The organism is Sphingomonas eleionomae (genome assembly GCF_049889035.1).
Taxonomy (GTDB): Bacteria; Pseudomonadota; Alphaproteobacteria; order Sphingomonadales; family Sphingomonadaceae; genus Sphingomonas.
In genome coordinates this window covers 482,197-506,905 of record NZ_JBLTWP010000002.1, presented here as the reverse complement: position 1 = coordinate 506,905, position 24,709 = coordinate 482,197, and the positions used below count along the sequence as shown (strand labels likewise).

The following is a 24,709-nucleotide window of genomic DNA, read 5'->3' as shown; positions in this document are numbered from 1 at the left end:
AAGCGCGACTCAGCGGCGATCGACATGATGTGCATGCTCCACCCGCTCGCAGCTAACGCGATCATTCGCAGTCCGTAAAATCCCGCATGTCGGCTCACGGGACCCGGCAATAGCCTCAATTTCCATAGCGGACATGAGGAGGCAGTCATGAAGAACATACTTGTGTTGATTCACGATGACGTCGGCCAGGAAGCGCGATTCCAGGCGGCACTCGATTTGATCCGTGCGCTCGATGGGCACCTGACCTGCATCGACGTGTCGATTGCGCTGGCATTGGCTGACGACTTTGCCATGCAGGGTGGAGCGCTGCTGATGGCGGACGAACAGCACCGGGAGCAAGCCAACAAGACGCGGATGCTGGAACGTCTTCATGCCGAAGACGTGCCCTATGACTGGCTGGATGAGACCGGGTTTCTTACCCCCACCCTGCTCGCTCACGCCGGACTTGCCGACTTGATTGTGCTCAACCGCAGGCTCGAAAGCATCAAGCATCCCGACATGCGCCAGCTGGTCGGCGACATGGTGATCAAGTCCGGCAAGCCAATCATCGCGGTGCCGGAAACGGTCCGCACCTTCTGTGTCTCCGGCCATGCGCTTGTGGCCTGGGATGGCTCGCGAGAGGCGGTGGCAGCGCTGCAAGCCGCCACTCCTCTGCTTGCCAAGGCGGATACCGTCATGATTCTTGAGATTGACGACGGATCGGTAGTGACCCCGGCAGAGGATGGTGCCGAATATCTGTCGCGCCACGACATCAAGCCGGTGATCAAGCGTGAACGCAGCCTTGTCGACCTGCCCAGCACGATCATCCTGGACACGATAGAGGCCACCGATGCCGCCTATGTGGTGATGGGCGGGTTCGGCCACAGCCGCTTTATGGAAGGGGCATTCGGCGGCGTGAGTCGACGCATGATCAACGAGTGTCCGGTGCCTCTGTTTCTGGCGCATTGAACGACGATGCGGTCCGGGGCATGCGATGCTCTGGACCGGGCTGCAATGCTGCACCAACTCCGCCAGCAATGGCTTGCCAGCGAGGGCCGGCACCAGCATCGGCCGGTACAGGCTCGGGTGTCATCGTAAACCCCAGCACGCCCTGTGCCTCTGGCGACCATCGCGGCTTTCCGCGCGCGCCTGACAACCAGCAGCAGCAGGGCAAGGATCGGAGCCGTTGCGCCCAGGACGGAAAGCGCCCCCGCCCGTAAAGCTGCTTCGATCACCCGAGAACAGCGATCCGTGTATCTACTGATCGCCGACCCCCTGGTCTCCTCATAGGCTGACCAGCCAGGCTTCCCGGAGAAGTCTTGGCGGGAGGCAGGCAATGGAGAAAATGCGCGCGGCGGTCGTACGAAGCTTTGGTGCACCGCTGGATATCGAGGAACGATCAGTGCCTAGTCCGCGTGCCGGCCAGATATTGGTCCGGGTCCATGCGAGCGGAGTTTGCCACACCGACCTGCATGCCGCACGCGGCGACTGGCCGGTCAAGCCGACCTTGCCTTTCGTCCCCGGTCATGAAGCCGTTGGCAGGGTTGCGGCACTGGGCCCGGGCGTCTGTGGGATCAAGGAAGGCGACGCGGTGGGTGTACCCTGGCTGCATGACGCTTGCGGATGCTGCGAGCACTGCGAGACTGGATGGGAGACGCTTTGCGAAAGCCAGCACAACACTGGCTACGGCGTCGATGGGGGTTATGCTGACTATGTCCTTGCCGACGCAGCCTATGTCGCCCGGTTACCGCATGATGTCGATTTCCCGGCGATGGCGCCAATCCTCTGCGCCGGGGTGACGACCTACAAGGGATTGAAGGAGACCGAGGCGCGTCCCGGTCAATGGGTCGTGATTTCCGGGATTGGCGGACTTGGCCATATTGCAGTCCAATATGCGAAGGCAATGGGTTTGCATGTCGCAGCGGTCGACGTGTCCGAGAAGAAGCTTGCGCTGGCGCGGGCACTCGGTGCCGATGTCACGATAAACGCCGCTGATCCCGAGTTCGTCGCCAAGCTGCGCAGGGAAACCGAAGGGGGCGCGCATGGCGTTCTGGTCACCGCGCCATCGCTTCCCGCCTTTCGACAGGCCATTGATATCGTCCGCCGCCGCGGGACCGTCAGCCTGGTTGGTCTCCCGGCGGGCGAGTTTCCAATCCCGATCTTCGACGTGGTGCTCAAGCGCGTCACCATCCGCGGGTCGATCGTCGGTACCCGTGCCGACCTTGCCGAAGCGATTGACTTCGCCATTGAAGGGAAAGTGCGATCCCGGATCGAGACCCAACCGCTGGAAGCGATCAACAGCGTGTTCCACCGGCTGCAATCCGGCGACATTGGGGGCCGTGTCGTGCTGACATTTTAACAACTGGGAGCGACATATCCTGGCGCAAGGATGAATCGCCCCGGGGCTTACCAGAAGCAATGGGTTGTGCGTTACGCTGCCACACCCATAGGGTCCGCAGCAGCATGATATTGCGGATCGATCGAAAGCTCGACAGAGAAACCGGCCGTCGAACTGAGCTGACAAGTGTCGGTTATCAGGTGAGCGCTTTTCGGATTCGTTTGGGCATTTTCCAAGGTATCCGAATAGTCCGGATTAAGATTAAGGGTCGCGAAACGGTCGCTGATCAGATTGGTTTGGATCCCTCCCGCTTCGCCACCGGCCATGCCACATGGGTCCGCACAGGGCCGGCGGGATCTTACCGGCGGGCTTGCAGTTGCTGCATCTGTGTCGCCGCCAGCAGATAGGCACCGACGCCATAATATTGGGTATCGTCCGGGTTCACCTGTTCCGGACGATCGCTGACCTGCTGGACCCAGCCCAGGCGGCCGTCGGGGCGGATTGCCCGCCCAAGCGCATCCCAGCCGCGCCGGGCGACCGGGCCATATTGGTCCGCGGAAAGCCGGCCGGTATTGATCCCCCATGCGATCCCATAGGTGAAAAAGGCAGTGCCGCTGGTTTCCGGCGGCGAACCCTCCGCCGCCAGCAGCGACGGCGCCCAATAGCCATCGGCTTTCTGAAGCGTGGCGAGCCGGGACGCCATCTCGGCAAACAGGCGCTCCAGCCTGATCCGGTCCGCGCTCCCCTTGGGCAACAGCGGCAGGATGCGGGGGATTGACGCGAACACCCACCCGTTGCCGCGCGACCAGAATTGCTTGCGCTGCCGGTCATCCCGGCGGTCGAAAAAACGGCTGTCGCGGTAATAGAGCTTTTCGACGGGATCGTAGAGAAAGTCGGTCGTTGCCCAGAACTCGCGCATCGCAAAGTCGCGATACTTCCGCTCGCCCGTTTGCCGCGACAGCTCGACCAGCGCCGGCGGCGACATGAACAGCGCGTCGCACCAGCACCACCGGGTCAGGCATTCGGCATTGCTGTAACCGGTGGGCGGAACGACGAATGCCAGCGTCGTGACCGCGGGCTTGTCGACAACCTGATCGAACATGGCCCGGGTCGGGGCAAGCGCGGCCCGCCCGGCGCCATTGGCTGCGGCCCACAGATAGCTTTGGGTGATGGCGTGATCGTCGGCGAAATAGACCTTCCTGCCCGGCTTCCATTCGTTTCGCCGGCCATTGTCCATGATGGCCTGCCGGATGCGGTCGGGGGCACCGGCATCGGCAAGCGCCGTCATCCCGACCCAGAATACCGCCTGTTCCCACGCGCGGGCGTTGCCGGATTCGCCGGTGGCCCGGTTGATATATGTTTGATCGCTCATCCGCTTGAGCTGCCAGTCGGCAAGCCGGACGGCGCTCTCGATCGGCTGAACCGCCGGCTGGGCCGCGACCATTGCGGGCAGGGCCGCCAACGCTGCGCCAGCCATCCAACGCGTCATCATGCTCCATTCTCCAGTTAACGGCGATCGGTCATCCGGGCCAACACCCGGTCAAGGGACAAGTCGTTCCTTTAACGCCACTCGTCTTTCAGTTATCATATAACCGGGTCATTGCCGGTCAATCCTTGATCGGCTGTTCGCTATGGTGCGAACCGTCGGCAAGGCGGATGTGCCGCGCCAGGCTTTCCTGCATGTGCCGGCGGGCGGCCGCTCGCGCACCCTCCACGTCCAGCCGGGCAATGGCATCGACGATCGCGACATGCTGCGCGTCGACCAGGCTGGCATATTCCTGCGCACCCGCACCCGGATCAGCGCGAAAGGCGAGTTCCCGGGGCGGCACCAGTCGCACGCCCAGAAACTCGCAGAAGCGGATGAAATACGGATTTTTCGATGCTTTCGCGATGGTCAGATGAAATTGCGCATCGGCTTCGGCGGCTGCGGCGGGGTCGGCGCTGACCGCGTGCATATGCGCCAGTGCCGCCTGCATGGCATCGACATCCGCCATGGACCGACGCATCGCGGCCAGCGCCGCCATTTCGGTTTCGAACGCCAGCCGCATTTCCAGCAGCAGGACGACATCGCCGATATCTGCCATTTCGTCGCGGGTAACCTGAAACGCGCGATACCGGGCGCTATCCGCCACGAATACGCCATCGCCCTGCCGCGCCACGGCATAGCCCTGCGCCTCCAGCCGGGCGACTGCCTCCCGAACGACCGTCCGGCTCACCGCCTCGCTGCTCGCAATGTCCTTTTGCGCCGGCAGCCGCGATCCGGGCTGCCATTCGCCCGAAAGGATGCGCGATTCGAACTTCACGAACAGCCGATCGGCCAGCGAACCCGTTTTCATCATGCCTGCCTAACTGCAAAACCCATGGGCTGGTCCGCATATCCCGCTTGCAAACCGGTTGTATGATATCATACCTATTTCAGCGACGGGAGATGGTATGCGCTATACAATGACCGCCATGTTGGCAACCCTGGGGCTGACGGCGCTGTGGGCACAGCCTGCGCCGGTGCAGGACCGGGGGGCTGACGCCGGGACGGGCAAGCCGGCGGCCGTCGTGACGCTGGCGACATACCGGTATGGCGACCTGTTGTGGGAAAACGACCGGACGGCGCATCGCATCTATGGCCGCCCCCTTGAAGCGGCCGAGCCGCCGTCGGGATCCGGGATCGATGCCTGGGGCAAACGGACCGCCCTGCCCTTTGCCGATCGTCAGCTGCGCAGCGCGGATTATCATCGCGACCAAGGTTCCGGCCTGGATTTCTACAGCGTCGGCACCGGCAGGGGGGCCGGGGGGCTGGGCGTCTGGCACGACAACAAACTGTGGACGTCGCGCAATTATGCCACGCACCGGATCCTGCAAACCGGCGGCCCGGTCGCCGAATTCGAGGTGAAATATGCGCCATGGCCGGTCGGCGTCGATCGGCGGGTGTGGGAAACGCGCCGCTTCACCCTGCCCCTTGGCACGCATTTCACGCAGCTTGTCTCGACCATCCACTCCGACACCGATGAGCCGCTGCTGATCGGCATCGGTATCGGCCGCCGCACGACCGGGCCGCGCGAGGGCGAGCTGACCGTCGATCCTGCGCATGGGCTGCTGAGCTGGTGGGGGCCGGACGAGGACGGGCGCGGGCGGATGGCCGTGGCAATCCGTGTCGATCCCCAACGCCTTGTCCGCGTCGTCACGGATGCCGACAATCATCTCGCCCTGATCCGGGTGATGCCGGGAGAGCCGTTCACCTATTATTCCGGATCGGCATGGAGCGGCGGGCAAGGGGGCTTTACCACGCGCGCGAAATGGGATGCCTATGCCCGCGACACGGTGGTCGCGTTCGGGCGCAGCGGTACCGGAAAGCGGACGGCACGATGACGGGTCAGACGAACCGGCGGGGCATCCTGCGTCATGCGGCCGGCGTGATGACCGTTCCGCTGATTGCCGGAACGGGCGCGGGTGGTGCAGCGGCGCTTGCGCAGACGGGGCCTGCGCCCCAGCTGCCCGACGGGGTTACCGACCGGGCCGATGCGGTCGCCCTGTTGCGGCGGATGGCCCAGCCGGTGGTCAGTCGCATGGCGAAGGGCCGGCTTCAGCGCGAATGGTCCCCCGAACTGAGTCCGATCTGGGACGGCCGCAATCCGCGCGTTGGTTATATGGAGGCTTTTGCCCGGCTGGCCGATGGCATCGCGCCATGGCTAACCCTGCCCGTCGATTCCAGCGAAGAGGGAAAACTGCGCGGGACAATGCGCGACGATATGCTGGCCTGCCTGACGCGGTCGGTGACGCCCGGCGACCCCGACTATCTGCTGTGGCAGGGCGCAGGCCAGGCGCTTGTCGATTCCGCCTATTTCACCAGTGCGCTGATCCGCGCTCCGCAGGCATTGTGGGATCCGCTGGACGCATCCGCCAAACGCAGGATCGTCGAGGAAATCAAACGCCTGCGCAGCGTGTCGCCGCCCTATCAGAACTGGCTGCTGTTTGCGGCGATGAACGAGGTGTTCCTGCTTTCGGTTGGCGAGGAATGGGACCCGATGCGGGTCGACCTCACCATCAAGAAGTTCAAGGAATGGTATGCCGGCGACGGCTGGTACGGCGATGGCGAGCGGTTCCATTTCGATTATTACAACAGCTATGTCATCCACCCCATGCTGGTGCAGATCCTGGAGGTGCTGACCAGGGAAAAACCGCGGTTCAACAACCTGAAACCGGCTGAGGAACTGGCGCTGGCGATTCGCCGGATGCAGCGTTTTTCCGAGCATCTCGAACGCCTGATCGGGCCGGACGGCGCCTATCCGCCGATCGGCCGGTCGCTGACCTATCGCACGGCCTTGCTTCAGCCGCTGGGATATCTGGCGTGGCGGGGATTGCTGCCCGACACGCTTGCCCCCGGACAGGTGCGCAGCGCCAGCATGGCGGTTCAACGTCGCATCTTTTCCGCGCCGTCCAATTTTGACGATCGCGGATTTCTGACCATCGGGTTTGTCGGGTACCAGCCGCAACTGGGCGACCGCTATTCCAACGCAGGCAGCATGTACATCGCATCGGAAGGGCTGGTCGCGCTTGGCCTGCCGCCGGACCATCCGTACTGGACCGCCGCTGCCGAACCATGGACCATGCGCCGCGCCTATTCCGGGATGGCGTTCCGCAAGGATTATGCCGTCGATTACTGACCGCGACGACCCCGTGCAGCGAACCGCCGATCGGCTGCCAATCAGCTGGTGGCCCGCACGATCAGGCGCGGGGGCAGGACGATCGACCCGGATGCCTCGCCCGCAATGCGTTCGAGCAGCGATTTGACCAGCATCGCCGCGCCCTTGGCGATATCCTGCCGCACGGTGGTCAGCGCCGGGATCATGGTGGCGGCAAAGGGCAGATCGTCGAACCCGACCAGCCGGATATCGCCGGGCACGGTGATGCCCCGGCTGGCCAGCACCTGGATCGCGCTTTGCGCAATCACGTCGGATGCCGCGAACATCCCGTCCGGCAGGGTTTGCTGAGCATCCAGAAAGGCGCCGATATCGTCGGTGCTCAGATCGCGGACCAGGTGCGTGGGCGAATCGATCAGCATCACCTGCCCCCCCGCCTGCGCAACGGCGTGCCGCGCACCAGCCAGGCGATGCTCGATCTCCACCGCCTGAGGATTGCCCAGAAAGGCGATGCGCCGGCACCCGCGGTCGATCAGATGCTGGACGCCGATCTGCCCGCCGGCAAAATTGTCGGTGCCGACCGAGCAATGGCGCTGGCCCGGATTATGCGCGCCCCATGCCACCAGCGGCAGATACTGGTCGGCCGCCGCCTCCAGCACGCCGATCTGGTCCGACTGGCCGATCAGGATAAATCCGTCGACGCGGTCCAGCGCGATCATGCGCTCCAGCCAGTCGTCCCCGTCCGGAATGACGCGCGACAGCATCAGGTCGAACCCGCGCTCGGTCAGTTCGTCGGCCAGCGCGCCGATCATCGCCATGAAGAACGGGTCGGAAATGTGCTGGCCGCGTTCATGGCCCAGCGGGATGATGACGCCGATGGCGCCGCGCCGCTTGATCCGCAGGTTGCGGGCATAGCTGCTCGGCCGGAACGAATGCTGGGCGGCCAGGTCGATGATGCGCTGCGATGTTTCGGCGTTGACCACGCTCTTGCCGGCCAGGGCACGGCTGACCGTCGACGGCGACACTCCCGCCAGCCGGGCAAGATCGTGGATCGTCCTTACCTTTTTAGGGTCCAAATCGCCGCTCCTGCCCAGGTCATCGACACGCCGATGGCCTGTCACCGCACCGCTTTTAGGCTGCGGGTCGGGGCGATCAAGCGGCGCGGCACGGGGGCGGACCGCGCGGCGATCATTCCTGCGCCAGCCCTGCCCGGTCGCCATCGACCCACAGGCGCAGCGTCGGGGCAAAGGTCGCGCCGAACCGGCGATCGGGTCCGGTCCGCTCTCCCATCCCCCAATCGTCGATGAAACTGATGACCGACAGGTCCGGCAGCACCAGCCAGCTATATGCCTGACGCGGCGCATCGCCGGGGTTCATGAAGATGAGGCCGGTGCCATTGATCGGCCGCCACTGCCCGTCCGCCAGCGAATCGGCCACCGCCCCGTACAGGCCGGTCGGCCCGGCCGGGCCTTCGGGATTGAACACATGGCGCTGTGTCGACCAGAACAGATAATATCGCCCGTCGCGGCGAACGACATGCGGCCGCTCCAGCTCGTTGTTCAGCCCATCCGCGCTCAGCAGGGGCGCGGTCAGCACCCATTGCTCGCCGTCATCGGACTGCGCCGAACCGATCACGCCGTTATAGGGCGACGACGATCCCGCCTGCGATCCGGCAAAGAACAGGTGGTGCAGGCCAGTGTCGCGGTCCAGGAAATAGGCCGGGTCACGAAACGCCTTGATCGTGCCCACACCGCCGCCCGGTCCGGTCGTGGGCATATAGTGGGCGGGGTCCAGCGACACGATTTCGCGCAGCGCCCGCCAGTCGGTCAGCGCATAGCCGTCCGCAGCCCCGGTCAGCGTTGCGGTGGCCGTGAACAGGCGCTGTTCGAAACTCTCGGTCACCTCCCCCCGGCGTCCGGTCGCGGTGAAATAGAGCAGCAGCGTGTGCCCGTCATCCTCCAGTACGGCCGAACCGGACCATTCGCGGCTGCCCGGCGAAAATCCGTCGGGCATGGCCGGGCCAAGCGGCTGCCACTTCCCTGCCCTGTGCAGCAACAGGTGAATGCGGGCATGGCCGTGCCGCTCGTCCGGATCATCGAACCGCGGCGCGCCCAGCGCCATCCACAGCGTATCGCCATTGCCGCCGATCCGGGCCGGGGCGCCGTCGCGATCCTGCACCGGCCATGCGTCCCAGATGTCCAGATCGTCGGAAATCCGCTGGATATCCGCTTCCTCGATCAGCCGGGGGGCGGACGCACCCTCACCGATGCGCGCAACCATGTCGGCATTCCAATGGCTCACGCGCGGCGTTCCCGTGCCGGACAGGGGTGTCGTCGCCTTGGTCGAATCGGATTGTGCGCTGGAAGGGGACATGGGATCGGGCTGGCCTTATCAATGGGCTTCGGATGGGATGGACTGGTTGCGGGCATCGAGGCGCGCGCCCAGCGGGTCGCGGCGCAGCGTCCACAGCGCCAGAAGGGCAAGTGCCACGGCGAACAGGCCGCCCAGCACGATGGTGTATTCAGCGCCGAACAGGTCGCCGACCACACCCATCGCCAGTGGTGCCAGCACCGCGCTGACACAGGTAAAGAACAGCAGCAGCCCGGCGATGGAGCCGTGGCGGTCCCGCTCGAAACAGCTGATCCCCGTCGAATTGAGCGTGGGATAGATGACCGACATGAAAATGCCCGTCGCGGGCAGCGCAACCACCGCAACGTCGCGCCCGCCGATCAGGGCGATGACGAACAGCGCCGCCATGCCCGTGCTGCAGATCGCGATGACCCGTTTCCAGTCATGGCGGGCCAGCAACCAGGCACCGACAAAGCGCCCGGCGGCACGCAGCACGAAGAAGATGGAGACGACATAGCCGGCAAGCACGGCCAGCGATCCGTCATAGCCCGTGAAATAGGTGGGCGCCCAGACATAGATCGCGGCCTCTGCCCCGACATACAGCATCAGGGCGACACCGATGATCCAGGTCGCCGGATCGCGCAGCAACGCCAGCGACTGTCCGGCGCTGGCCGGCGCCTCGGCCCGCACTTCATGCCTGCGGACCGGCGTTGCGACCATGCCGGCAATCAGCACAAGGCACAGCATCGCGGCGATCAGATACACCCATTTCCAGCTTGCGCCCTGCTGGATCGAATAGGCGACGATGGCCGGGCCGATGATCGCGCCCGTGCCGAAAAACCCCTCGACCAGGTTCATGGTCGATGCGTGTTCCCGCGTCGAACCGGTAATATCGCCGATCAGCGCAAGCGCCGCGGACTTGAAGATGCCGATGCCCAGACCCGACAGGAACAACAGGACGACGAACAGCGTGAAATCATGCCCCACCGCAAAGGCGGCCGATGACAGCCCGAACAGGCCAAGACCGATCAGGATCGTCCATTTGCGGCCCAGCCGGTCGGCCAGAAAGCCCAGGAACAGGGCGGAAATGCCGATGCCGCTCATGGTGGCGTAATGAAAGGATCCGGCCGCGGTCAGGCCAAGCTGGAATTCCCTGATGATGCTGGGGATGACGGTGCCGACCGAATCGGTCGTCATCGCGAACGCCGCGAACATCAGAAAGATCAGCAACTTCAGGATTCGGTTCGATGACCATCCCGGATTGGCGGCGTTTGTCATGGTTCTGCTCTGGCCTGTTATCCTGCTCCTGCCACAGGGAAAGCAGAAATCGAGATTGGTTGCAACCGATTGCAGGAAATCAGGCACAGGCTTGGACTTCGGACGGGTTTTGGGCCGACAACCCCCGGAATAGTACGGATGTGGCATTTCGGCAACAAGCGATCCGCCTCATGCAATCGGTTGCAATTTTTGTTTTGCAATCCATTGCAGCGGCGATAGCTGATACGGTCAAGGGCATAAGCCCGGTCTGTGAGGAGAGAGATTATGACCGTCCGGTCAGCACTATGTGCCACCGCAGCGATCTGCGCACTTGCGATCCCCGCCCATGCCCAGGAAGTTTCGGATGCGGCCGCCGTCGCCGCCCCGGCCGATGCGGCCGCCGAGGATGAGGCGATCATCGTCACCGCCGTCGCCCGCGGCCAGAACCGCCTGGAAAGCTCGATCTCGGTCAGCTCGATCAGCAGCGAGGACCTGGTCCGGCTGAACCCGCCCTCTTCCGCCGACCTGATCCGTCAGATTCCCGGCATCCGGTCCGAAGCGTCGGGCGGTGAGGGCAATGCGAACATCGCCGTGCGCGGCCTGCCGGTATCGACCGGCGGCGCACGCTATATCCAGCTTCAGGAAGATGGCCTGCCCATCCTTGAATTCGGCGACATCGTGTTCGGCAATGCCGACAATTTCCTGCGCGCCGACCGCAATGTCGCCCGTGTCGAGGCAGTGCGCGGCGGTTCCGCCTCCACCTTTGCGTCCAACGCGCCGGGTGCGGTCATCAACTTCATCTCGAAAACCGGCACGAGCGAGGGCGGCGCGATTCAGGGTACCGTCGGCCTGGACTTCGAAACCTATCGCATCGATTTCGACTATGGCGCCCCGATTGCCCAGGACCTCACCTTCCATGTCGGCGGCTTCTACCGGACCGGCGAAGGGCCGCGGGACATCGGCTACAACGGCTATAATGGCGGGCAGATCAAGGCGAACCTGACCAAGTCGTTCGCCAATGGCTATATCCGCCTTTCGGCCAAGTATCTGGACGACACGACGCCGACCATCCTGCCCCAGCCGGTTCAGGTGACGGGCAGCAATGGCAGCCCCGAATATCGCGGCCTGCCCGGGTTCGATCCGCGCACCGGATCGCTGTACAGCCGGTTCCTGCCGCCCGTCCTGACGCTGGATGGCAACAACAATCCCGCCACCTACGACTATCGCGACGGCCTGTCCGTGCGCAGCCTGGCGCTTGGCATCGAATCGCAGGTGGAAGTGGGTTCGGGCTGGACGCTGACCAACCGGTTCCGCTTTGCCGACAATAGCGGCGGCTTCCTCTCGCCCTTCCCCGCGGCGGTGGGCTCGGCACAGGAAATCGCCAACGGCATCGGCGGCCCGGGCGCGACGATCCGCTTCGCATCGGGCCCGGAAACCGGCAATGCCGCCAATGCGGCGTCGATCGGCGGCAATGGCCTGCTCACCAATGTCGTGGTGTTCAACACCCGGCTGAACAGCCTGGACAATGTCACCAATGATTTCCGCGTGGCAAAGGATCTGGACCTGGGCGGTGCCACGGCAACGCTGACCGGCGGCTTTTACTTCTCGCGTCAGGATGTGAACACCGACTGGCTGTGGACGTCCCATGTCCAGACGGTGCAGGGCAATGGCGATTCCGTGCTGGTCGACATCCTGCGCGCCGACGGCACCCGCGTCACCCAGAATGGCGTTCCCGGATACAGCGCGGCTGCGTTCGGCAATTGCTGCCGCCGCAGCTATGACGTGGCCTACAGCACCTATGCGCCGTTCGCGTCGCTGTCGACGAAGCTCGACCGCCTGACGCTGGACGCCAGCGTCCGCTATGACTTCGGCAATGCCGATGGCTCCATCACCGGCGCGGAAACCGGGTTTGGCGCGGGGATTGCGGCGGTCGACATCAACAATGACGGCGTGATCAGCATTGCCGAACGGCAGACGGCGGTGCTGCCGCTGGGCGCTGCGCGGCCGGTCAATTACGATTTCGACTATTTCTCGTTCTCGCTGGGCGCCAACTACCTGCTGACCGACGATCTGGGCGTCTTTGCCCGGTACAGCCAGGGCGGCCGCCACACCGCCGATCGCAGCCTGTTCACCCCCGCGATCAGCACTGTCGATGGCGGCACGCCGGGCGGCGATCAGGGCGTGGTCGCAACGGTGGATCAGCTTGAGCTGGGCCTGAAATACCGGGCCAACGGCTTTGGCCTCTATGCCACCGGCTTTTATGCCGAAACCGCCGAAACGAACGTCGAAATCGCGCCGCTGGAGCTGTTCGACAACCGGTACAAGGCCTATGGCATCGAACTGGAAGGCAGCTACACCACCGGGCCGTTCAACCTGTCCGCCGGTGCCACCTGGACCGATGCGGAAATCGTCGAATCGCTGAATGCAGCCGTTGTCGGCAACAAGCCGCGGCGTCAGGCCGATCTGGTGTATCAGGCAACGGCCCAGTACCGGTCGGACGTCTTCACGCTGGGTGCCAACGTGATCGGTACGACCGCCAGCTATGCACAGGACGACAATCAGCTGGAACTGCCCGCCTATGCTCAGGTGAACGCATTCCTTGCCGTGCGGCCCGTCGAGCGGGTCGAACTGGGGCTGAATGCCACCAACCTGTTCAACAGCACCGGCTATACCGAGGCGGAGGAAGGGTCGATTCCCGCCAATGGCATCGTCCGCGCCCGGTCCATCGCCGGCCGCACCGTGCTGGCAACGGTCCGCTTCGACTTCTGATCCCCTGCCCGGCCGGGCCACGCATCGCTTGCGTGGCCCGGACCGGATGACCCCCGGATCAGGCGCGGCTCAGCCGCCCGGCTGCCATTTCGGGATCCGGTCGAAATCGGCCCGGGTGAACGGCACGTCGTTGAACAGATAGGGATAGAAAAACCGCCGGATCGCCGCGTGATAGGCGCGGATCCGGTCCTGATACGCGATCTGCGCGGTCAGGTCGGTACGCGCGATGCGATGCGTCGCCGTCTGGATGCCCACCGTCGGCAACACCCAGCCGAGCCTTCGGGTCCAGCGATCCCGATCGATCAGCGCGGCACGATAGGCACGGCTTTGTCCGGCCACGCTTTCATCGCCCAGCTGCTGAAACGCGAAATACCATTTCCAGTGAAAGGCAAGGCCGACCGGCCTCGTACCGCTCCATTCGGGATGCGTGCGAAAGAACGCGGCCATCGTCGCATCCTTTGGCCGGTCCCAGCCGCCATGCACCGCCTCGCGCTGGGCCAGCGTCAACTCGACCCCCTGCCGCACGGGAATGGCCGCGTTGACCGCCAGATTGGCCAGCGCCGGCAGGACCAGCGTGGTGCCGAACCACATGGCAGCGCCGGTGGCTGCATTGGCGACCGACGACCATCCGGCTGCCCCGATGGCCAGCATGACGCCGGTCCAGAACAGGCAATAACCAAGCGCATGGGCCATCATCCGCGCAAGGTCCCATGACCCCGCCCCCGACAGCACCGCCCCGACGATCAGCGGCAGGATCAGCGCGGCATAGACCAGGCCAACCCGCAACCCGATCCGGCGCAGCCACAGCGCGCGTTCGCTGCGCGCCATCGCCCGCAACAGGGTGATCCGCCCGCTTTCCCGTTCGCCCGACACCAGGTCGTGCAGCAGCGCCACCAGGATCAGCGGCGTAAGGTACGTAAGGACGAATGCCCAGTCGAACCGGCCGGGCAGCGCCAGTTCGGCATTGTACAGTTCGCCATCGTAAATCTGCCCCTCCACCCCCAGGGCGCGGACGCGCAGCATATAGGGCGCAACATCGCGCTGGCCGATCGCGGCAAAGGCCAGCGGCGATGGCGGGTCCCAGGTCGCGTGCGGGGTGTAATAGGCCGCATCGCCCGCATCCCCCTTGCGCAGGACAAACTCGGCAATGGCGCCGACATCTTCCCGCTGCAGCGCGGGGATGCGGGCAATCGCCGCCTCTTGCCGGGCAATTTCGCCCAGCCCCGCCGCAACGCTGGCCATGGCCAGGATCAGGGTCAGCACCAGCGCGGGCAGGGCCATGCGCTGACGCAGGAACAGGCGCAGTTCATGCCGCCACAGGGTCATCGGCCCGCCTCCGCCACGCGGCGCAGGGCCAGCGCCATGAACAGGCCGGCCAGCACCAGCCAAGCGGCCAGCACGCCGATCGCGGGCAATGCGGCGGCCAGTTTTTCGGCGGTGGTCGTGCCGCGATAGCTGAAATCGGGGACTTGCTGCCAGTTGCCGGGGTCGATGCGCACCCGGCGGGCCGCCTCGACATCGCTGTTGCGCGCGCCGTCATCGGCATAGGTGACGGACACCGCCTGCAGCCGGTTGAGCTGCTGCACGATGGCATAACGATAGCGTTCGGCCTGGGTCAGGAACCGCCGATGGCTTTCCAGATCGGTGCCCGCCATCGCCATCGACAGCGATCGCAGCGCAATGGTCGGGCTCAACAGGCCGATCAGGGTGACCGTACCGGACTGATCGCGCTGCGCATCGAATTGCCGCCGCGCATAGGCGTCGAACAGGCCGGAGGTCAGGCGTTCGCCCTCCAGCGCCAGCAGCCCGCGATAATTGAACGGCAGGTCCTCGACCCGCGACACGCCGAACCGCGCCAGCGTCGCCCGCTTGAACGCATCGAAATGCGGGTCGTCGGGATTGTGACTGTCGCCCAGCTGCCTCAGGTCGCGCTGGATGGCGACGTCGGTTTCAATCCGGTTGGCGGTCGGCCGTGCGGCCAGCGCCATGTCGGTCGCAATGCGCGGCAACAGGATCACCGTGACCGCCCACAGCCCGATCAGGGCGATCAGCGCCGCCCGCGCCTGTCCTGCAAAGGCAGAGGCGGCGGTGACCAGGATCACCCAGACCGCCAGATAGACGCCATGCCCGATCGCCAGCCCCGCCGCCTCGACCGGGGGCGCGCCGCCGACCATGGTCATCCATGCCAGCGCCGCCAGGGCCGGCAGGCCGAGCAGCAGCGCCACCCCGCCCAGCGCCAGCGTCTTGCCGGCAAGCACCGACGACGCGCTGACCCCATGGGCATACAGCATTTTCAACGTGCCCCGTTCCCGCTCGCGCGCGACCACGCCAAAGCCGACAAAGATCAGCACCAGCGGCGCCAGCACCTGAAGGACGAATGCCGGGGTCAGCTGGCCAAAGCGGACCAGCAGCGAACTTTGCCGCACATCGCCGAAATTGGCCGTGTTCTGCCGGTGCCCCTCCAGAAAGATGGTCGATCCGGTAAAGGCATCGACGCCCGCATCGAACCCGGCCAGCACGGGCAGCGGGCGGAACACGAAATGGCCGTAATGCACCATGCGGTGCGGATGGCGGGCCGGCTGACCGTCAAACTCCTGATCGGCCTGCGCCTGAAACCGGCTGCGGATGCCATCGCTTGCCTGGCGATGCGAAATCGCGGTCAGCGCGGCGACCAGCGACAGCGCGATCAGCATCAGGATGGCCAGCGACGCCACGCGATTGCGCCGCATCAGCCGCCATTCGTCGCGCGCGATCCTCAATCCCGTCGTCACGCCGCCCGTGCCTCGCCATATCGGCGGTGCAGCGCCATGACGTCATATCCTTGCGCGCTCGTCACCTCCTCGACGATGCGCCCGGTGTCCAGAAAGCCGATGCGGTCGGCGCAATCGGCCGCGCCCAGCAGGTCATGGGTCACCATCAGGATCGCCGTGCCTCGTTCGCGCAGCTGCCGCAGCAGCGCGTTGAAATCCGCCGTTGCGCGCGGGTCCAGCCCCGATGTCGGCTCGTCCAGCAACAGCAGCGGCACCTGCCGCACCACGGCCAGCGCGATCGCCACCTTTTGCCGCATCCCCTTGGAAAAGCCGGAGACGCGCCGGCCGCGCGCTTCGACTTGCAATCCGGCGGCATCGAACGCGGCTTCCTTTTCCGCGGTGCTGCGCGGATCGCCGGCCAGCGCCAGGAAATAATCGATATTCTCCCGCCCGGTCAGATGATCGTACAGCGCGACATTCTCCGGCAGGAACGCGATGCGCCGCCGGGCCGCATCGGGTGCCTCGCCCGGATCGATCCCGTCGATCCGCACGCTGCCCGAAACCGGCTTCAGAAAGCCGAGCAGGGTCGCCAGCGTCGTCGACTTGCCAGCGCCATTGCCGCCCAGCAGCGCATAGATCTCGCCCGCGCCGACAGTCAGCGACAGGTGATCGATAATGGTCCGCTCGCCGCGCTTCACCACAAGGTCCGCGACCTGGACCGGCAGAATTGGATCGGAATTGGTCATGGCCGCCCTCTCAACACGGCCCGAACCGATCTGTCAATTTGAATGATATACCATGACATTGACTTGCGCCGATCGCTCCTGCATCAGCGCGCGCTGACCGGCCGCCCGGGCGGCCCCGGTTTCTGCCGCAACATGGGGGTTCCGAATGACCAAGGGCGCATTGATCCGCACATTCCTGCTCGCCGGCATCGCCGGCTGGTGCCAGCCTGGCCGGGCGGCGGAACCGGCCGATCCGGTGGCGGAGGCCGAAGCGGCACCGGGCGGGGACGACATCGTCATCACCGGCGTGCGCCAGGCGTATCGCGGCGATTTCCAGCTCAGGGAAATTCCCCAGTCGATCGACGTGATCGACGGCACGACGCTGGAGCGGAACAACATCCTGCGGCTGACCGACGCGCTTGATCTGGATGCCTCGGTCGCTCGTCAGAATACGCTGGGCGGCCTGTGGGATGCCTTTGCCGTGCGCGGATTTGCGGGCGACGAAAATCTGCCCAGCGGCTTTCTGGTCAATGGCTTCAATGGCGGGCGCGGCTTTGGCGGCCAGCGCGATGCGGCCGGGATCGAGCGGGTCGAGGTGCTGAAGGGGCCGGCCGCCGCCCTGTTCGGCCGGGGGGAACCGGGCGGCACCATCAACCTGGTCACCAAACAGGCCCAGATTGGCGAGACGTTCGGCACCGTGTCGCTGCAGGCGGGCAGTTTCGACCGATGGCGCAGCGATGCCGACGTCAATCTGGCCGTTGCCGGGCCGGTTTCGGTGCGCCTGATCGGCTATGCCGAGCGGTCGGACAGCTTCCGCCAGTTCATCCGGACGCACCGCTGGGGCTTTCTTCCGTCGGTCGGCGTCCGGCTGGGCGAGCGGACCCGGCTGACCTACGACCTTGAAAAGACGCGCGTCGCGGTGCCGTTTGATCGCGGCATCGTCGTCCTGAACGGCGATTTCAACACCGTGCCGCGCACCCGCTATCTGGGCGAGCCGGGGGACGGCGATCATGTCGCCCGCGCGACCGGGCATCAGTTGCGCCTGCAGCATGATTTTTCCGATGCGTGGAGCCTGTCGCTGGGGGCCAGCTATCGCGAGACGCTGCTGACCGGCACCTCGTCCGACCCGGAACTCGTCGCTTCGCGGCAGAAACTGTTTCGCGACGGCCGCTCGCTGTCGCGCCAGCGCCGCTCTCGGCTGTATGATTCGGATCATTTCGTCCTGCGCGCCGAACTGGCGGGGCGGTTCGACACGGGCGCGCTCACGCACCGCATGCTGATCGGCACGGATCATGACCAGTTCAACAATTATCAGGATTTCCGCCGTTTCCGGCCGCCCGGGCTCAGCAGCAATCCGTCCGACCGGGCGGGCTATGTCCTCGACATCCTGAACCCGGCCTATGGCCGCTTCCCCGCACCGGTGCCCGCACCGCAGAACGACCGGCTGGACGTCCAGCGGGCCACGGGCGGCTATGTGCAGGATCAGATCACACTGTCCGACCGGCTGCAGCTGCGGGTCGGCGCGCGCTATGACAGCTTTCTGCTGCGGACCGACAACCGGATCACCGGCATCCTGTCCAGCCGCAAGGCCGACCGGCTGAGCCCGCAGGTTGGCGCCGTCTATGAACTCGGCGACGCGGTCAGCCTCTATGCCACCTATGGTGAGGGGTTCCGCGCCAATATCGGCACTGATGTCAGCGGCGCGATCTTCGATCCGGAAACCAGCAAATCGGTCGAGGGCGGCGCAAAACTCAGCCTGCTTGGCGGCGCTCTGACCGGCACGGTCGCGGTGTTTCAGATGGACAAGGCCAATGTGCTGGCCAGCGATACGGCGAACCCCGGTTTCTCCGTCGCCATCGGCCGCGCGCGCAGCCGGGGGGTCGAGGTTGATCTGGGCGGCACGCTGCCCGGCGATGTCGATGTTCGGCTCAGCTATGCCTATGTCGATGCACAGGCGCGCTCGACCGTGCTCGATCCCAATTTCTCGTTTCAGATCCGGCCCGGCGATCCGCTGATCAACATTCCCGACCACACGCTCAATCTGATGGCCAGCAAGCGGTTCATGCTGGGCGAGCGCGGTGTCGTGCTGGGTGCCAACGCCCAATATGTCGGCAAGCGCGCGGGCGAAACGGGCACCGATTTCACGCTGCCCTCGCACACCCTGGTCCGCCTGTTCACGCAGGTGGAGCTGGTGAAGGATACCGAGCTGTTCGCCGAAATCAGCAACCTGTTCGACGAACATTGGTACGCCAACAGCTATTCGACGCTGTGGGTTCAGCCGGGCACGCCGCGCAGCGCGTCCGTCGGGCTGCGTTCCCGCTTCTGATTCGCGCCGCCGTCCCACCGGCATCCCGCGACCGGCACTGACCCGCCGGTTGCGGGCATGGCCATACCCGGCACGCGCCGCATGGATCTTCTTCGCCATTTCACGGGGAAAATGGTGCTGCCGGCGAGGATTGAACTCGCGACCTCAGCCTTACCAAGGATGCGCTCTACCACTGAGCTACGGCAGCACGACAACGGACGGGCCGCTGTGGAGGCGGCGCTATGGGCCGGGGAATGGCCGCTTGTCAAGCGAGGCGATGACAAGACGGAATGCCAGGGGGAACCACCGGCCCCCCGCAATCATTTCGGCGCGAGCACCATCAGCATCTGGCGCCCTTCCATCCGGGGATAGGCTTCGACCTTGCCGTCCTCGGCGCAGTCTTCCTGCACCCGCTGCAACAATCGCATGCCCAGCTGGCCATGGCTCAGCTCGCGGCCGCGAAAGCGCAGCGTCACCTTGACCTTGTCGCCTTCGCCCAGGAACTTGTGGATCGACTTCATCTTCGTATCATAATCATGATCGTCGATGTTCGGACGCATCTTGATCTCCTTGATCTCCTGCGTCTTCTGGCTCTTGCGGGCCAGGTTGGCCTTTTTCTGGGCCTCGTACTTGAACTTGCCGACATCCAGGAACTTGGCGACCGGCGGGTCCGCATTGGGGGACACCTCAACCAGGTCGAGCCCGACCTCCGCGGCCTGGGCCATCGCCTCACGCGTGTACATGACGCCGAGATTTTCGCCATTCTCGTCGATGACGCGCACCTTGGGCGACTGAATGAATTCATTATACCGCGGGCCGTTAAGCGGTACGGGCGCCTGCATGGAGCGCCGGGTCAGGGGAGGACGGATAGAAACAGCTCCTTCGTTCTTACACTTCGGCGCGATACATAGCGTTGAACACGGCAAATGAGAAGGGCCGCCGCGGACAGCGGGGCGGGCATGCTTGACCGGGCATTGGCCATGATGGCCCGATGGCACGGGCATCCCGCCCTTCGCCGTTCAGGAAAAGCGCGTGACCCCTTCCACCTTCCCGTGCTCCCGCTCCGGACGGTGATCGTTCGCCACGATCGAAACCCCGATCGTTCCGCCACCAAGCTGGACAAAGCGGGTCAGGAAGATGTGGAGAAACAACGCCCCCGCCACCATCTCGCCCCCTTCTTCGACCGCAAACAGCAGTGTCGCGGGCCAGGAGAACTCATCAAGACCGGCCTTGGTCAAGATCTGGATTTCGATGACTTCAACGCCCGCTGCCGACACAGCAAAGAGAAGTGCCGCACCGACCAGGCGTTGCCCCAATGGCCGGGGCAATGTCCGCCACCAGCCAAACAGGTACCAGGCGAGGGTCAGGCCTGCCAGCAGATACAGGCTTACCCCCAACAGTTTGAACGACAGCCGCGGGTCCAGATAGGCCTCAACCCGGTTCAGCTGTTCATGAAGGCTGACACCCTCGTCGACGGCGAGGATGAGGAAAAAGACGCTGATCAGATTCCAGCCGAGCCTTGCATGCCCCTCGGTCCGCCGCGCGACCGCGCCCGCGACGACACCGGACGCACACAATGCCGCGGCGGAAAACAGCGAGGGGAAATTGGCTTCACCCGATAGCCGGAACAGACGCGACATGCCCAGCAACCCGGCACGGCCCATCGCGGCGAAAATGCCGACAACAATATGGGCCGCGACCAGGATCAGAATGATCTGAAGGTGACGACGCAGGATCCATTCGGGTGAGAGTGTTCGCATCTGTAACAAATGTAGAGCACAATCTTAACATAACTGAAACCTTTCATGTCCGGCGCACCGTCCCATTCGTGCCCATTCGGCGCCGACTTCATTGGATGGCGGCCCTGACCCAGGCGCCACTGGCTCGGCGCAGGCGTCCGTGGTCGCCGCTCGTCGAGCAGGGCGAGCGTGCGCAGGAAACTGGCAGGATTGCAGGCAAGTGCCGGGTCAGGACAGGCCGGGGGCGCTTAACCGGGCATTAGCCATGATGGACTAACCCCACCGGTACCCGCCCGTCGCCGTTCAGGAAAAGCACCTGTCCCCTTCTGCCCCCCTGTCCCCGGTCCGAACGGGTCGATCATCCGGGATTGTGCCGGTGCTGGCCGTGCTGCTGCTGGCGCTTGCCCTCGCGGCGATCAATCCGACCGGCTATATGGGCGGGGGCGGCGATGGATATCATTATCTGGTCGCGGCGCGATGCGCGTCGGAACATGGCGCGTGCCTGCCCATCGATCACTGGTGGCGGCGCTGGCCGATCGTGCTGCCGACAGGTCTGTCGCTGCGCCTGCTGGGCGAGGGGCAGCTGGCGCTTGCCGCCGCGCCGCTGGCCTATGCGCTGGCGGCGCTTGCCCTGCTGACCGATCTGGTGCGGCAGGTGGCGGGGGCGCGGGCGGGCATCATCGCCGGGTCGACGCTTGCGCTCACGCCCGTGTTCACCAGCGGGATGACCGAACTCAACATCGACATGCCGGAACTGGCGTTCACGCTGCTTGCCATGGGGTGCGCGGTCCGGCTGATGGACGACCGCCGCCAACGCTGGGCGATCGCCGCCGGGCTGGCCGTCGGCCTGGCCATTCAAGCGCGGCCGACCGCGCTGGCGCTGCTCCCGCTGGCCGGTCTGACGCTGCTGCGCCCCGCCGATCGCCGGTTTTTCCTGCCGCTGATCGGCGCAGCGGCCCTGCCCAGCATGGCAGAAGCCGTCATTTATGGAATCGCCGCCGGCGATCCATTGCTGCCATGGCGGCTGTCGCTCGGCCACACGACCATCCCGTCCACCGAATTGCTGCCGGGCGTCGATCCGTCGCACAGCCCGTTGTTCAACCCGGAATATATCGGGGGATGGCGTCGGCCGCTGGGGATTGAGGTGCACTGGCTGATCGACGGCCTGCTGAACTTCGTGCTGCACCCCGGCGTGTCGATCACCCTGCTGGGCGGGGCTGCGCTGGCGCTGCTCCACCCGGGTTGGCTGCGTGCCTCGGGCCGTGCAGAGCGCGTGCTCAGGCTGTTCGCGGCGATGGCGATCCTGTGGTTCGCCGTGCTGACCTATGGCTTGGCGGTCGATCCCAAGCCGCGGATGTTCCTGCCTGTCGCCGCGACGGCCAGCCTGTTCTTCGGCATCCTCGCCGTCCGGCTCTGGCCCCGCTATCGCAGCCTGACGGTGGTGATCGGCGCGCTGATCCTGCTCAAGGGGCTGGCGGCCGTCCATGACCGGGCGGGGCTGCGGGATCAGGCCGCAGCCGCCCCGCGCTGGATCGAAGAGACGCCGGCACCCCTGTTTGTCGAGGCGCGCACGGCCCGGTTCCTGGCGCTCGTGCCCGCGGTCCGGGCGCTGCCACTGGCCGATCCGGGTCAGCGACACGGCCGGGTGCTGCTGATCGGCGAACGCGGATGTGCCGACGCCGCAACAGCAGCCGGTTTCGGCGGCTGGCGGGTCGAACGCAGCTGGCTTCAGCAGCGGCAACCGGGCGGCGCGATCGGCTGGCTTCGCCAGCGGCACCTGTTCGTGGCACCGCCGCCGGTTTATGCGATGTGCGTGCTCAGCGCAGGTCCGGCGGTGTCGCCTCGCCGCTGATCAGCGCGACCAGATCGTCCAGCGGTATGACCTTCTGTCCCTCACCGCCCAGCACGCGCAGCGCCACGGTGCGCTCCTCCGCCTCGCGCTTGCCGACGACCACCAGATTGGGAACCTTGGCCAGCGAGTGTTCGCGCACCTTGTAATTGATCTTTTCGTTGCGCAGGTCGGTATCGGTGCGGATGCCCGCCGCCTTCAGCGCCTCGGCAACTTCGCGCGCATAGTCGTCGGCGTCCGAAACGATCGTCGCCACCACCGCCTGCACCGGGGCAAGCCACACCGGCAGACGCCCTGCGAAATGCTCGATCAGGATGCCGATGAACCGCTCATAGCTGCCAAAGATCGCGCGGTGCAGCATCACCGGCCGGTGCCGCTCGCCATCCTCGGCGACATAGCTGGCGTCCAGCCGCTCGGGCAGCACGCGGTCCGACTGGATCGTGCCGACCTGCCACGTCCGCCCGATCGCGTCGGTCAGGTGCCATTCCAGCTTGGGGGCATAGAACGCCCCCTCGCCCGGCAGTTCCTCCCAGCCATATTGCTCGGTCGCCAGCCCGGCACGTACCACGGCATCGCGCAGTTCCGCCTCGGCCTTGTCCCACATCTCCTCGCTGCCGAACCGCTTTTCGGGGCGCAGCGCCAGCTTGATGGAATAGGTAAAGCCGAAATCGCGATAGATGCGGTCGGCCAGTTCGCAGAACGCCTGCACCTCGGCGACGATCTGATCCTCGCGGCAAAAGATGTGAGCATCGTCCTGCGTGAACTGGCGCACCCGCATCAGGCCGTGCAGCGCGCCGTGCGGCTCGTTGCGGTGGCAGCAGCCATTCTCATACAACCGCATCGGCAGGTCGCGGTACGACTTGATCCCCTGACGAAAGATCAGGACGTGCGCCGGACAGTTCATCGGCTTCAGCGCCATCCAGTCCGCATCGTCGGAAACGATCGGCCCTTCGTCATCGACGTTCGGCACCTCGTCGGGAATGACGAACATGTTCTCGCGATACTTGCCCCAATGGCCGGACTGTTCCCACTGGCGCGCGTCCATCACCTGCGGCGTCTTGACCTCGCGGTATCCGGCGGCGTCGATCGCGCGGCGCATATACGCCTCCAGCTCGCGCCAGATCAGATACCCCTTGGGGTGCCAGAAGACGCTGCCATGCGCCTCCTGCTGCAGGTGGAACAGGTCCATCTCCGCGCCCAGCCGGCGATGGTCGCGCTTGGCCGCTTCCTCCAGCTTGGTCAGATGCGCGTCGAGCTGCTTCTTGTTCAGCCAGCCGGTGCCATAGATGCGCGTCAGCTGCGCATTCTTCTGATCGCCGCGCCAATATGCGCCCGACACGCGGGTCAGCTTGAACGCATCCGCCGCAACCTTGCCCGTGCTGGCCAGGTGCGGCCCCCGGCACATGTCCAGCCAGTCGCCGCCGGACCAGTAAACGGTCAGCTCCTCGCCCTCGGGCAGTTCGGCGGCCCATTCCGCCTTGAACGTCTCGCCCTCGGCCCGCCACTTCTCGATCAGCGCCTCGCGGCTCCACACCTCGCGCCTGAGCGGCTTGTCGGCGCGGATGATCTCCCGCATCTTTTCCTCGATGGCGGGCAGGTCGTCCATGCCGAACGGTTCGCGCGTCGCCGGGGCCTTCACGTCATAATAAAAGCCGTCGTCCGTCGCCGGGCCGAACGTGATCTGCGTGCCGGGGAACAGCGCCTGCACCGCCTCGGCCAGAATGTGCGCATAATCATGCCGCACCAGTTCCAGCGCATCCGCCTCGTCCCGGGCGGTGATCAGCGCAAGCTGTGCATCCCCGTCAAAGGGCCGCATGATGTCGCGCACTTCGCCATCGACGCGCGCGGCCATCGCAGCCTTGGCAAGGCCAGGCCCGATCGCGGCGGCAATGTCCGCCGGGGTAGTCCCCGGGGCTACCTCGCGGACGGAACCGTCGGGCAGCGTAATGCGGAACATCTCGGACACGGGGGAAACCCTTTTCGTTGCACTGTGGATAAATCGCGCGGCTTATGCC

Annotated in this window: 19 protein-coding genes and 1 tRNA gene; 7 read left to right on the top strand and 13 right to left on the bottom strand. The window is 65.3% G+C overall.

Translation table 11 applies throughout. The annotated features are described in order from the left end of the window. Window positions 1–147 precede the first annotated feature (147 nt). A complete protein-coding gene (locus ACNI3Q_RS06640) occupies window positions 148–948 on the top strand; it encodes a universal stress protein (protein ID WP_426275068.1) in 801 nt (266 codons plus the stop codon). Between the two features lie 367 nt (window positions 949–1,315). Further along, on the top strand, window positions 1,316–2,338 hold the full coding sequence (gene adhP / locus ACNI3Q_RS06635; protein WP_426275066.1) for an alcohol dehydrogenase AdhP: 1,023 nt from the start codon (window positions 1,316–1,318) through the stop codon (window positions 2,336–2,338). 71 nt (window positions 2,339–2,409) lie between these two features. Here adhP and ACNI3Q_RS06630 read toward each other — a convergent pair whose 3' ends face one another. From ACNI3Q_RS06630 to ACNI3Q_RS06620, 3 genes are all read right to left on the bottom strand, one after another. Continuing rightward, a complete protein-coding gene (locus ACNI3Q_RS06630; RefSeq protein WP_426275064.1) occupies window positions 2,410–2,643 on the bottom strand; it encodes a hypothetical protein in 234 nt (77 codons plus the stop codon). A 32-nt stretch (window positions 2,644–2,675) separates the two neighbouring features. Further along, window positions 2,676–3,809 carry a glycoside hydrolase family 88/105 protein gene (locus ACNI3Q_RS06625; RefSeq protein WP_426275062.1) on the bottom strand — a complete coding sequence of 378 codons (1,134 nt, stop codon included), beginning with the start codon at window positions 3,807–3,809 and terminating at the stop codon, window positions 2,676–2,678. A 115-nt stretch (window positions 3,810–3,924) separates the two neighbouring features. Then, window positions 3,925–4,653 (bottom strand): FadR/GntR family transcriptional regulator, encoded by a 729-nt coding sequence (locus tag ACNI3Q_RS06620; protein WP_426275060.1) that lies wholly within the window; start codon window positions 4,651–4,653, stop codon window positions 3,925–3,927. A 118-nt stretch (window positions 4,654–4,771) separates the two neighbouring features. Here ACNI3Q_RS06620 and ACNI3Q_RS06615 point away from each other — a divergent pair, with 118 nt between their 5' ends. Then, a complete protein-coding gene (locus ACNI3Q_RS06615) occupies window positions 4,772–5,680 on the top strand; it encodes a DUF4861 family protein (RefSeq protein WP_426275058.1) in 909 nt (302 codons plus the stop codon). Beyond that, window positions 5,677–6,975 carry a DUF2264 domain-containing protein gene (locus ACNI3Q_RS06610; protein ID WP_426275056.1) on the top strand — a complete coding sequence of 433 codons (1,299 nt, stop codon included), beginning with the start codon at window positions 5,677–5,679 and terminating at the stop codon, window positions 6,973–6,975. The genes ACNI3Q_RS06615 and ACNI3Q_RS06610 overlap by 4 nt, the downstream gene beginning before the upstream one ends. A gap of 41 nt (window positions 6,976–7,016) precedes the next feature. On the opposite strand, the gene ACNI3Q_RS06605 is transcribed toward ACNI3Q_RS06610, so the two are convergent. The 3 genes from ACNI3Q_RS06605 to ACNI3Q_RS06595 form a co-directional block, all read right to left on the bottom strand. Continuing rightward, a complete protein-coding gene (locus ACNI3Q_RS06605) occupies window positions 7,017–8,072 on the bottom strand; it encodes a LacI family DNA-binding transcriptional regulator (RefSeq protein ID WP_426275054.1) in 1,056 nt (351 codons plus the stop codon). 67 nt (window positions 8,073–8,139) lie between these two features. Next, window positions 8,140–9,324 carry a glycoside hydrolase family 68 protein gene (locus ACNI3Q_RS06600; RefSeq protein ID WP_426275052.1) on the bottom strand — a complete coding sequence of 395 codons (1,185 nt, stop codon included), beginning with the start codon at window positions 9,322–9,324 and terminating at the stop codon, window positions 8,140–8,142. A gap of 18 nt (window positions 9,325–9,342) precedes the next feature. After that, entirely contained in the window at window positions 9,343–10,578 is a 1,236-nt protein-coding gene (locus ACNI3Q_RS06595; RefSeq protein WP_426275050.1) for an MFS transporter, read from the bottom strand. A 264-nt stretch (window positions 10,579–10,842) separates the two neighbouring features. Between ACNI3Q_RS06595 and ACNI3Q_RS06590 the strand changes: the two genes are divergently transcribed. Then, window positions 10,843–13,326, top strand: coding sequence for a TonB-dependent receptor domain-containing protein (locus ACNI3Q_RS06590; protein WP_426275048.1), 2,484 nt, complete (start codon window positions 10,843–10,845; stop codon window positions 13,324–13,326). A 69-nt stretch (window positions 13,327–13,395) separates the two neighbouring features. Here ACNI3Q_RS06590 and ACNI3Q_RS06585 read toward each other — a convergent pair whose 3' ends face one another. The 3 genes from ACNI3Q_RS06585 to ACNI3Q_RS06575 are packed head-to-tail and all read right to left on the bottom strand — an operon-like array spanning window position 13,396 to window position 16,822. Then, window positions 13,396–14,652, bottom strand: a complete 1,257-nt coding sequence (locus ACNI3Q_RS06585) for an ABC transporter permease (protein ID WP_426275046.1) — start codon at window positions 14,650–14,652, stop codon at window positions 13,396–13,398. Then, on the bottom strand, window positions 14,649–16,097 hold the full coding sequence (locus ACNI3Q_RS06580) for an ABC transporter permease (RefSeq protein ID WP_426275044.1): 1,449 nt from the start codon (window positions 16,095–16,097) through the stop codon (window positions 14,649–14,651). Before ACNI3Q_RS06580 ends, ACNI3Q_RS06585 begins: the two co-directional genes overlap by 4 nt. Then, window positions 16,094–16,822, bottom strand: coding sequence for an ABC transporter ATP-binding protein (locus ACNI3Q_RS06575; RefSeq protein WP_426275042.1), 729 nt, complete (start codon window positions 16,820–16,822; stop codon window positions 16,094–16,096). Before ACNI3Q_RS06575 ends, ACNI3Q_RS06580 begins: the two co-directional genes overlap by 4 nt. Window positions 16,823–16,967: 145 nt before the next feature. Between ACNI3Q_RS06575 and ACNI3Q_RS06570 the strand changes: the two genes are divergently transcribed. After that, entirely contained in the window at window positions 16,968–19,127 is a 2,160-nt protein-coding gene (locus ACNI3Q_RS06570) for a TonB-dependent siderophore receptor (RefSeq protein WP_426275040.1), read from the top strand. 112 nt (window positions 19,128–19,239) lie between these two features. Here the strand turns inward: ACNI3Q_RS06570 and ACNI3Q_RS06565 are convergent. From ACNI3Q_RS06565 to ACNI3Q_RS06555, 3 genes are all read right to left on the bottom strand, one after another. After that, a tRNA-Thr gene (locus ACNI3Q_RS06565) sits at window positions 19,240–19,314 on the bottom strand. A gap of 112 nt (window positions 19,315–19,426) precedes the next feature. Next, entirely contained in the window at window positions 19,427–19,948 is a 522-nt protein-coding gene (gene infC / locus ACNI3Q_RS06560; protein ID WP_260020954.1) for a translation initiation factor IF-3, read from the bottom strand. A gap of 177 nt (window positions 19,949–20,125) precedes the next feature. Continuing rightward, entirely contained in the window at window positions 20,126–20,875 is a 750-nt protein-coding gene (locus tag ACNI3Q_RS06555) for a hypothetical protein (RefSeq protein WP_426275037.1), read from the bottom strand. A gap of 346 nt (window positions 20,876–21,221) precedes the next feature. On the opposite strand from ACNI3Q_RS06555, the gene ACNI3Q_RS06550 reads away from it, so the two are divergent. After that, window positions 21,222–22,697 carry an ArnT family glycosyltransferase gene (locus ACNI3Q_RS06550; protein ID WP_426275035.1) on the top strand — a complete coding sequence of 492 codons (1,476 nt, stop codon included), beginning with the start codon at window positions 21,222–21,224 and terminating at the stop codon, window positions 22,695–22,697. Here ACNI3Q_RS06550 and thrS read toward each other — a convergent pair. Beyond that, window positions 22,663–24,660 (bottom strand): threonine--tRNA ligase, encoded by a 1,998-nt coding sequence (gene thrS, locus ACNI3Q_RS06545; protein WP_426275033.1) that lies wholly within the window; start codon window positions 24,658–24,660, stop codon window positions 22,663–22,665. The genes ACNI3Q_RS06550 and thrS overlap by 35 nt on opposite strands. Window positions 24,661–24,709 lie beyond the last annotated feature (49 nt).